The organism is Pseudomonas baetica (assembly GCF_051216495.1).
Lineage (GTDB): Bacteria > Pseudomonadota > Gammaproteobacteria > Pseudomonadales > Pseudomonadaceae > Aquipseudomonas > Aquipseudomonas baetica_B.
In genome coordinates this window covers 1-9741 of record NZ_JBPKAM010000153.1, presented here as the reverse complement: position 1 = coordinate 9741, position 9741 = coordinate 1, and the positions used below count along the sequence as shown (strand labels likewise).

At 61.3% G+C, this 9741-nt stretch carries 6 protein-coding genes; 3 read left to right on the top strand and 3 right to left on the bottom strand.

Translation table 11 applies throughout. The annotated features are described in order from the left end of the window. Nucleotides 1-2318: retention module-containing protein (locus ACSFE6_RS29400; RefSeq protein ID WP_435430883.1), on the bottom strand; the 2318-nt coding region annotated here is incomplete at its 3' end. Between the two features lie 596 nt (nucleotides 2319-2914). On the opposite strand from ACSFE6_RS29400, the gene ACSFE6_RS29395 reads away from it, so the two are divergent. The 3 genes from ACSFE6_RS29395 (at nucleotide 2915) to ACSFE6_RS29385 (ending at nucleotide 7961) form a co-directional block, all read left to right on the top strand. Continuing rightward, nucleotides 2915-4273, top strand: coding sequence for a TolC family outer membrane protein (locus tag ACSFE6_RS29395; protein ID WP_435430882.1), 1359 nt, complete (start codon nucleotides 2915-2917; stop codon nucleotides 4271-4273). 151 nt (nucleotides 4274-4424) lie between these two features. Then, entirely contained in the window at nucleotides 4425-6584 is a 2160-nt protein-coding gene (locus ACSFE6_RS29390; protein WP_435430881.1) for a type I secretion system permease/ATPase, read from the top strand. A gap of 9 nt (nucleotides 6585-6593) precedes the next feature. After that, nucleotides 6594-7961, top strand: a complete 1368-nt coding sequence (locus ACSFE6_RS29385; RefSeq protein ID WP_435430880.1) for an HlyD family type I secretion periplasmic adaptor subunit — start codon at nucleotides 6594-6596, stop codon at nucleotides 7959-7961. 120 nt (nucleotides 7962-8081) lie between these two features. Here the strand turns inward: ACSFE6_RS29385 and ACSFE6_RS29380 are convergent, their stop codons facing one another. Both ACSFE6_RS29380 and ACSFE6_RS29375 read right to left on the bottom strand, forming a co-directional pair. After that, nucleotides 8082-8678: a tRNA-uridine aminocarboxypropyltransferase gene (locus tag ACSFE6_RS29380; RefSeq protein WP_435430879.1), complete on the bottom strand. Its 597-nt coding sequence runs from the start codon at nucleotides 8676-8678 to the stop codon at nucleotides 8082-8084. Between the two features lie 4 nt (nucleotides 8679-8682). Next, nucleotides 8683-9576, bottom strand: a complete 894-nt coding sequence (locus tag ACSFE6_RS29375; RefSeq protein ID WP_095196413.1) for a LysR family transcriptional regulator — start codon at nucleotides 9574-9576, stop codon at nucleotides 8683-8685. Between the last annotated feature and the right edge of the window lie 165 nt (nucleotides 9577-9741).

Here is a 9741-nt window from a genome sequence, read left to right as displayed (position 1 = left end):
GTCAGGGTGTAGGTGTAGGTGCCGTTCGGGTTGAGGTGGATTTGCCCATAGGCCCCGTTGGCGCTGCCGACCAAGGCGTAGGTGATCGCCCCGACCGCGCCGCTGACCGAGCCGACCAGGGTGCCGCTGGCGGTTTCGCCGGTGCTGCCCGGTTGGCTGCCGGTGACGGTGCCGGCGGCCAGGTCCTGGCCATCCTTGTTCAGGTCCAGGGCTTTTTCGTACACGGTGACGTCGCTGTCGCTGACCGCTCTCAGGCAACTGTTGTACACGTCGATGGTGATGGTGGTGGTGCTTTGATCGCCATCGGCATCGCGTATGGTGTAGGTGAAGACGTCGGTCGCACCGGGACCGCTCACGCTGTTCGGATTGCTGTGGTAGACCGCGTTGCCGTGGGCATCGAGGGTCAGGTAGCCGTAGGTGCCGTTGATCTGACTGTTCAGGCCACCGATGGCCGCGGTCGAAGTGTCCGAACCGGCGCGCACGCCGACCACCGCCCCGCCAGCGGCTGGGCCATCGGCGCCGACGATATCGTTGTCCAGCACGTTGCCGCTGATGGTGCCACCTTCCTGCACGTCGGGGGTGTCAGCTTTAGCAGTCGGCAAATCGTCGACGATGTTGACGTTGATCTGTCCCGTGGCGGTACTGCCATCGGTATCGGTTGCGACGACATTGAAATTTTCGGTGATGCTGTTGGCACCGTTGGCATTCGGGTGCGCTTCGTTATCCACCAGGGTGTAGCTGTAGCTGACCACGCCGGTGGTCGGGTTGTAGCCAGTGATGGTCAGGGTGCTGCCCAGCGGCGTGGTGATCGACTGCGGGAACCCGGCGGCCACGCCACCGCTGACCACCGTGATGCCGCCTACGGTCAGGGTTTGCAGGCCATCCAGCGCGTTGACGGTGAAGGTGCCGCTTTGAGTCAACGCCGATGCATTGGGGCTGGTGCCGTCGCCGAGGTTCTTCTCGTAGACGGTCAACTCGCCGCCTTCGACGTTGAGACCGTTGAGGTTCACCCCATCGTCGTCGTTGTGGATGTTCAGCACCAGGTTGGCGGTGCTGGTATCGCCGTCGGCATCGGTGAGGGTGTAGGTGAAGGTCTCGGTGCCATTGCCACCGCCGTGCAGCGCTTTGAAGTCCGCATCGTTGGTGTCCAGGGTGTAGGTGTAGGTGCCGTTGGCATTCAGCACCAGGGTGCCGTATTTGCCGACGAAGGTGCCGGGGGTGATCGGACCGCTGTTGGGGCCGACCTCGACACGGTCCGCGCCCTGCACGTCGTTGGTCAGCACGTTGCCGTTCAGGATCAGTTGGTTTTCGGACGCCGCGCCATTGCTGTCGTCGACGGCTTTGGGCACGTCGTCGGTGATGTTGACGTCCAGGGAGCCGGTAGCCGTGTCGCCATTGCTGTCGCCAGCCACGACGGTGAAATGTTCGCTGAGGGAGGTGCCGTTACCCGAGGTATGGGTTTCATTGCCGTTGAGGGTGTAGCTGTAACTGATCACGCCCGTGGCCGGATTGTAACCGGTGATGGTCAGAGTACTACCCAGCGCCGTGGTGATCGACTGCGGGAAGCCCACGGCGACACCGCCGCTGATGACGTTGATCCCGCCAATGCTCAGGCTGGTGAGCCCGTCTGGCGCGGTGACAGTGAACGTGCCGTTCTGGGTCAGCGCACCGGGATTGCGCGCCGAGCCGTCGGGCAGGTTGGCTTCGTTGAGGGTCAGTTCGCCGCCCTGCACCGACAGGCCGGTGAGCGTGACCGGGTTGTTCACGACGGGCGTGATCACCGGCGCATCGACGACCGCCGCATTATTGGCGTCGCCGTCGTGCCGTTCTTCGGGAAACTCGGGAATGCCACCGAATCCGGCGGTGGGGAAGCCAATGATTGGATCGACTCGCCCGCCCACTTCTTCCAGCAGTACAAAACTGTGGCCCCCGCCTGCGGCACCGCCAGGCCCGGTCGAACCCGGTCCTGCCGCCGTGGCTTCAGCGGTCTGCGTCGGGTCTTCACCGGCAGCAATGGCTTTTTGCAGTTGCTCGACGTCGCTCAGTTGCGCCTGGCTCGGTGTCACTGCCTCGCCCGATTCCACGTGAGGCGATTGACTGGCCAGCAACTGAGCATTCATTTGCAGGCTGCTGCCCCGACCTAGAGTCAGTTCCTGGCCATTTTGCAGCTGCACCGCCACGGCGCCTTCGGCCCCGGTATTGAGTTGATCACCGGCGAACAATCGGTCGCCCTCGATCAGAACACGACGAGTGCCGTCGCTCGCCACTGCGAACACCTGACCGATGACTTTACTGACGATACCGATGAGCGTAGCCATGTGCATTTCCTCCGCTGCCAACCGCTGTCGGCACCTTTTTTTGTTGCGGAGAACATGCTCATGGATGGCTCAAGCGGGTTGCCCGGCGGATCGTCTGCCGTTCAGCGGCATTACCTGGGTAAGCCGCTGCCCCGGCGACGATCGCGCCCGGCCTGTTGCTCGCGGTCATTGTCTAGGTACGGGGTAAACCCTTTGCAATCAAAGACATTGGATTGCACTTCCCAGACAACTTGCCCTGCGAGCGATGCGTAACAGTTCTGAATCACCAAAGTGACAAAATTCTGTCACCAGTATTCCGTTACGCGTCCCTCCCCTCCAGCACTTCTCCGCCCTATGTCGATAAGTGGATCGGAACTTTTCACCAGCCCTGATGAGCGCCCTAAAGCTCATAAATCAAGGGCTTTCGTGATGAACAATGTGCTGGATTTAGCCAAGCGCATAAGTTTTTTTTGGCATAAGTCTTATGAGAAATATTTCTTAGCTTCCCTCCAGAATGTTCTTAGCTCTGTTGTTAAGAGGGTGAAACGCTTTACCCATAAAAGTCGTCAAATAATTGGCGACGAATAAGCACCATCAGGACTTCAGGGAGATGCACCATGCGCCTTTTAACCCCCCTTTGCAGCGCGGTTCTATTGGCCATGGCCTGCTCGTCTCAAGCCCAAGCCATGTCTTTGACGGAAGCGATCCAAAGCACGATAGCGACCCACCCGGAACTGGCGTCGCGGGTGGACAGCCGTCTGTCGGCTGATGAAGACGTCAAGGTCGCCAAGGGGGGCTTTTATCCATCTGTTGATCTGAATGCCGCCTACGGGCGCGGGTACAGCGATAACACCAACACCCGGGCGTTCGGCGATCACCACACGGAAATCCTCAACTACACCCAATCGGAATTGCGCCTGCGGCAGATGCTCTTCGACGGCTTTAATACCGCCAACGAAGTAGAGCGCACCAAAGGCGTGGTCAACTCCCGGGCCTATTACGCCCAAGGCACCGCCCAGGACCTGGCCCTGCGCACCATCGAGGTCTACCTCGAAGTGCTCAAGCGCCGCGAACTGGTGACCCTGGCCAAGAACAACCTGCAAGCGCACCTAAGGGTCAACGACCAGATCGGCCTGCGTACCCAGCGCGGCGTTGGCAGTACTGCCGATGCTGACCAGTCCACCGCTCGTCGGGCACTGGCGGAGAACAACCTCGATACCGCCGAAGTGGACCTGGCCGATGCCGAGTCAAACTTCTACGCCGTCGTCGGGCGTCTGCCCGATGAACTGGAAGCACCACCTTCGACCCGCGGTGAACTGCCGGCCACCCTGCAGGAAGCCCAGCAAAGCATGGTGGAAAACAACCCTTACCTGAAATCCGCCCAGGCCGACGTGCAATCAGCCGAGAGCCAGTACGAGGTGGCCAAGTCGCCGTTCTACCCACGCTTCGACGCTGAAGCCGCGGTGGGCGCGAACAACAACATCGCCGGCGAAGAAGGTCATGACAACGAATGGCGGGTCGGTGTGGTGATGAACTACAACCTGTTCCGCGGCGGCAGCGACAAGGCGCGCCTGCAATCGGACGCGCACAAGATCAATCAGGCGATGGACATCCGCAACAACGCCCTGCGCCAGCTCAACGAGAACATTCACCTGGCCTGGAACGCCATGGTCAACGCCAAGAAACAAACCCCGACCGCCCGTGAATACGCCGACACCAGCAAACGCGTGCGCATGGCCTATCAGGATCAGTTTGGTCTCGGCCAACGTACCCTGCTCGACCTGCTGGACAGTGAAAACGAACTCTACAACGCCAATCGCCGCTACACCGAAGTGCGCTACACCGAAGAGTTTTCGATGTACCGTGTACTGGCAAACATGGGCCAGTTGCTGAGCAAGCAGCGGGTCGTGCTGCCCGCCGATGCGATCGCCCAGACCGAAGTCAAAAGCGAAGCGCGTTTGCCTGAACTCAAATAAGACCCTCTGTAGGAGCGAGCTTGCTCGCGATGATCGTTAACGATGACGCGGGAAGCCTGACACCCCGCGGCGCTCTCAGGTTCATCGTCGGAACGCCGCCCGGAGCTAGCTCGCTCCTACAGTCAGTTGTGCAAATAAGGGAGCGATCAATGTGACCAGCATGGAACCCGGCAACACTGGTGTCGATCCGCGCCTGAGTTTCGATGACCCGCTTCTGGACGGTCTGCTGATCCTCTGCAAACTCCACGGCGCGACGGTCAGTCGCGCCAGCCTCAGTGCCGGGCTGCCAATGGCACACCAACGCCTGAGCCTGGACCTGCTGCCGCGCGCAGCGGCCCGGGCCGGTTTGCAGGCACGGTTGCTGCGCCGCGACCTCAAGGACATTTCCCCCCTCAACCTGCCCGTTCTGTTGCTGCTGAACAATGGCCGCACCGCCGTGATGCGGCGCATCGGCGAAGGTGGCCGGGTGCTGATCCTGCCCAGCGAAGCCGACGGCGGCGAACAATGGATCACCCCTGAGGATCTTGAAGAGCATTACGCAGGCCAGGCCCTGTTCGCCCGGCCCCGGCATGAACTCGAGGATCTGCGCTCACCATTGGTGCCACGGGTGCAGGCCTGGTTTCGCGACACCCTCAAGCTGTCGAAATGGTTGTACAGCGACGCGATCCTGGCGAGTTTCCTGATCAACCTGCTGGGCCTGATGGTGCCGCTTTTCGTCATGCAGACCTACGACCGCGTAGTGCCGAACCAGGCCACTTCGACCCTGTGGGTGTTATCCATCGGCTTGCTGATCGGCACCGCATTCGAATTGGTGCTGCGGGTAGTGCGTGCACATTTGCTCGACTCCGCCGGGAAGAAAACCGATGTGATCCTGTCGGCAACGCTGTTCGAACGCATCACCGGCATGGCGATGAAAGCGCGGCCGGCGACCATCGGCGGCTTTGCCCAGAGCATCCATGATTTCCAGGGCCTGCGGGAATTCCTCACCGCCGTCACGCTCACCAGCCTGATCGACCTGCCCTTTGCCCTGCTGATGCTGCTGGTGATCGGCTTGCTTGGCGGCTGGCTGGTGGTGATTCCGATCCTGGCGTTTCCAATCACGATCATTTTCGCCATGGTGATTCAGGCGCGCCTGCGCGACACCGTGCAGAAAAGCCTCAGCCTCGGTGCCGAACGCCAGGCCTTGCTGATCGAAACCCTCGGCGGCCTGGAAACCCTCAAGGCTTGCAGCGCCGAAAGCGAACGCCAGCACAAATGGGAAAGCACCCACGGTGCCCTGACCCGCCTCGACAGCCACGCCCGCAACCTGGCGGCGCTGGCCACCAACGGCACGCTGTTCATCCAGCAGTTTTCCGGCATGGCGACCATCGTCGCCGGGGTCTACAGCATCATCGCCGGCAACCTAAGCGTGGGTGCGCTGGTGGCGACTTACATGCTCGGCAGCCGGGTATTGGCGCCTTTGGGGCAGATCGCCGGATTGATCACCCGCTACCAGCAAGCGCAACTGACCATGAAAAGCACCGACGCGCTGATGTCGCTGCCCCAGGAGCGGGACGCCCGGCAACGGCCGCTTGAACGCACACAACTGCAAGGCGCGCTGGATGTCACCGGTGTGACGTTCCACTACAACGGCCAGAACGCCCCGGCGCTGGCCAATATCAGTTTCAGCGTCAAACCCGGCGAACGGATCGGCATCATCGGCCGCAGCGGCTCGGGCAAAAGCACCCTGGCGCGACTGGTGATGGGCTTCTTCGAACCTGCGGAAGGCCAGTTGCTGCTCGATGGCCTGGACCTGCGGCAACTGGACGTCGCCGACCTGCGCCACCAAATCGGCTACGTCGCCCACGACCTGCCGCTGCTGGCCGGCAGCCTGCGCGACAACCTGACCCTCGGCGCGCGCTACATCAGTGATTCGCGCATGCTTGAAGTGGCGGAACTGACCGGTGTCACCGAATTGGCCCGGCAACATCCGCAAGGCTTTGACCGCCCCGTGGGCGAGCGCGGACAACTGCTGTCCGGTGGTCAGCGTCAGGCCGTATTGCTGGCCCGGGCCTTGTTGCTGGATCCGCCGATCATGCTGCTCGACGAACCCACCAGCGCCATGGACAACAGCAGCGAAGACGCCCTGCGGCAAAAGCTTCATGGCTGGGTCCAGGGCAAAACCGTGCTGTTGGTCACCCACCGTACCTCCATGCTCAGCCTGGTGGATCGGCTGATCGTGCTGGATAACGGGCGGATCGTCGCCGACGGGCCGAAAGAAGCGGTCATCGATGCACTGCGCAAGGGCCGCGTTGGCTCTGCGGCAGTCTAGGAGTCGCCCATGCCTGATTCCCCGCTGGTGAAATCGAATGAACGTGGCTACTTCAACAGCTTTTCGAAAAGCGCCGAAGTCGAATTCATGCCGGAAACCGCCGGCGCCTCGCTGCAGGATTCCCCGCGCTGGTCGCGGATCACCGTGTGGCTGGCGGCGGCGCTGCTGATCAGCGCCTTGGTCTGGGCCAAGTTCGCCGTGTTGCAAGAAGTGACCATGGGCGAAGGCAAGGCGATCCCGTCGAGCAAGGTGCAAGTGATCCAGAACCTTGAAGGCGGCATCGTCACCGAGATCTTCGTGCGCGAAGGGCAAATGGTGAACAAGGGCGACACCCTGTTGCGTCTGGATGACACGCGCTACCTGTCGAACAAGGGCGAAAGCGAGGCCGATCGTTATGCACTGACCGCGCAGGTCGAACGGCTGTCGGCGGAAGCCGAGGGCCGCCCCTTCAAGCTGTCGGATGAAGTGATCGCCAAGGCGCCACAAGTGGCCGAAGACGAGCGCTCGCTGTACGAACAACGGCAACGTCGACTGGCCAGCGAACAACGGACATTGAGTGAGCAACTGCGGCAAAAAACCCAGGAACTGGCGGAGTTTCGCTCGAAAGCCGGGCAATACAGTTCAAGCCTGGCGCTGGTCAATCAAGAGATGGCGATGTCCGAGCCTCTGGTCAAGACCGGCGCCGTGTCGCCGGTAGAGATCCTGAGACTCAAGCGCAGCGCCGTGGAGATCCGCGGCTCGTTGAACGCCACCACCCTGGCGATTCCCCGGGCGGAATCGGCGATGGCCGAGATCAAGAGCAAGATCGACGAATCGGAACAGACGTTTCGCTCCGAAGCGGCCAAGGAGCTGAATGAGAAACGCACCGACCTGTCGAAAATCACGGCATCGAGCATCGCCATCGACGACCGTGTGACCCGTACCACGGTGACCTCGCCGGTCAAGGGCATCATCAAGGTGCTCAAGGTCAACACCATCGGCGGCGTGGTCCAGCCGGGCAGCGACATGGTGGAAATCGTGCCCCTTGAAGACAACCTGCTGATCGAGGCGAAGGTGCGGCCACAGGACGTGGCGTTCCTGCACCCGGGCCAGAAAGCCATGGTCAAGTTCACGGCCTACGACTACACGATCTATGGCGGCCTGAGCGCCAAGCTTGAACTGATTGGCGCCGACACCATCACCGATGACAAGGGCAACAGCTTCTACCTGATCCAGGTGCGCACCGATAAAAACCATTTGGGCGGGGATGTGAAACCGCTGCTGATCATTCCGGGGATGGTGGCGACGGTGGACATTATTACCGGGGAGAAGACGGTGCTGGATTATCTGCTTAAACCCGTGTTGAAAGCGCGGACTGAGGCGATGCGGGAGCGGTAGTCTCTGGGTCGATATTACTGTGATTGTTCCACCGCTTTCGCGAGCAGGCTCGCTCCCACAGGGAAATGCGGTCAACTGTGGGAGCGAGCCTGCTCGCGAAGAGTCCCTCAGAAGCACCGACTATTTCGGCCCATGATTACGCTGGAAGGTCTCCTCCCCCATCGCCGCAATCTGCCCCTCGATCAACGCCTCGAACGGCTTCAACAACGCCTCGAACGAAGCCGGCGCTTCCAGCACCTGCAACGCCTGCACAATCGCCTCCACCGTCGACAACGCCCCCGGCTCCGGCGCCTTGCGCAGTCGATAACGGGACACGCCGCCCTCGGCCAGGGTCACCCTGGGCAACGCCGCCAGCAGCGGATTGAGGTGCAACATCTTGCGTGCCTTGCGCCAGGTGCCGTCCGGGACCACCAACAGCAACGGATCATCGGATGCGGTGTAAGCCTGCATCGGTTGCGCATCGTCGGCGGGAAACAACAACCGTGTCTGATATCCCGGCTGATTCAACAGCTTCGGCAAATCCTCGAACACTTCGCCGACAATCAACTCGGCATTGTTCAAGCCCAGTGCCGCCAGTCGCGCGGTATTCAGCGCATGATTCACTTCGCTGGGGTGCTGCAACAGCAACACCCGAGTGCGGCTGTCGAGGCTGGGGATCAGCGGGCACAGGCAATGGGATTGCGGGCGCAGACAACGTGAGCACTGGATTCTGGACATCATCTTAAACCTGATTGAGCTGTGCTTTGAGCAGATCGCGAAAGGTCTGGATCAGCGGTTCGCGACTGCGCCCGCGGCGCACGATCATCGAGAACGGTGCCTGATAACCGAAGGTCGCCGGCAACAGCACACGCAAGTCGCCCTTGTCGGCCCAAGCCTGGGCGTAGTGCTCCGGCAAGTAACCGATGTAGGCGCCAGAGAGCACCAGGATCAACTGCGCCTCCATACTCTCCACCGTCGCCGCGCTGTGTTTGAAACCATGGCGAGCCAGTTCGGCCTGGCTCCAGTAGCCGCGACCGACCATGCGCTGCTGGGTGATGACCTGCTCGGGAATGCGCCGCTCGTTGAACAGCGGATGCCGCGTACTGCAATACAACCAATGCTGTTCGCGGTACAGCGGCATGTACACCAGGCCACTCATGCGCGTGGAAAACGCGCCGATGGCCAGGTCGAGACGGTTGTCCTGTACGCCCAGTTGCAGCTCATAAGGGCTCATCACCGACAAATGCAAATGCACCGCCGGGTGTTCCTGGCTGTAGGCGCCGATGGCTTCGGCGAACGGCAAAGCCTTGTCGCTGACGGTGGAGTCGATCACCCCCAGGTTCAGCGTGCCGCGCAATTCGCCCTTGAGCGCGGCGGCGTATTGTTCGAAGCCTTCCAGCTCGGCCAATAGGCGCAGGGTTTCCTGATGGAACAACTCGCCCTTGCTGGTCAGGCTGAAACCGCCGCGGCCGCGATGACACAGCACCAGGCCCAGCGCCGACTCCAGCTGACTCATGTACGTGCTGATGGCCGACGTCGAGAGGTTGAGCTCTTGCTGTGCGTTGGCGAATCCCTGATGGCGCACCACGCTGACGAAGATGCGCAATAGTTTCAGGTCGGGTAAAGCGTTGGCCATGGGGGCTCCGGTGCAGGGTCATGCCTATTGCTTTTGTGGGGGGGGGGGGGGGGGTGGGCCGTTGCAAACTTCTGGTCATCGACACTCCCCCCCCCACAGGGCATGGAAATAAAGAAAAAACAGCCACCAACTCCAACGACCGCTCTAGAAAAAAGAGAGAAAGAC

What these genes read in the sequence shown, in the direction of transcription:
- ACSFE6_RS29395 (WP_435430882.1), top strand. Translation starts at nt 2,915, where the DNA reads ATGCGCCTTTTAACCCCCCTTTGCAGCGCGGTTCTATTGGCCATGGCC.
- ACSFE6_RS29375 (WP_095196413.1), bottom strand. Translation starts at nt 9,576, where the DNA reads ATGGCCAACGCTTTACCCGACCTGAAACTATTGCGCATCTTCGTCAGC.
- ACSFE6_RS29385 (WP_435430880.1), top strand. Translation starts at nt 6,594, where the DNA reads ATGCCTGATTCCCCGCTGGTGAAATCGAATGAACGTGGCTACTTCAAC.
- ACSFE6_RS29380 (WP_435430879.1), bottom strand. Translation starts at nt 8,678, where the DNA reads ATGTCCAGAATCCAGTGCTCACGTTGTCTGCGCCCGCAATCCCATTGC.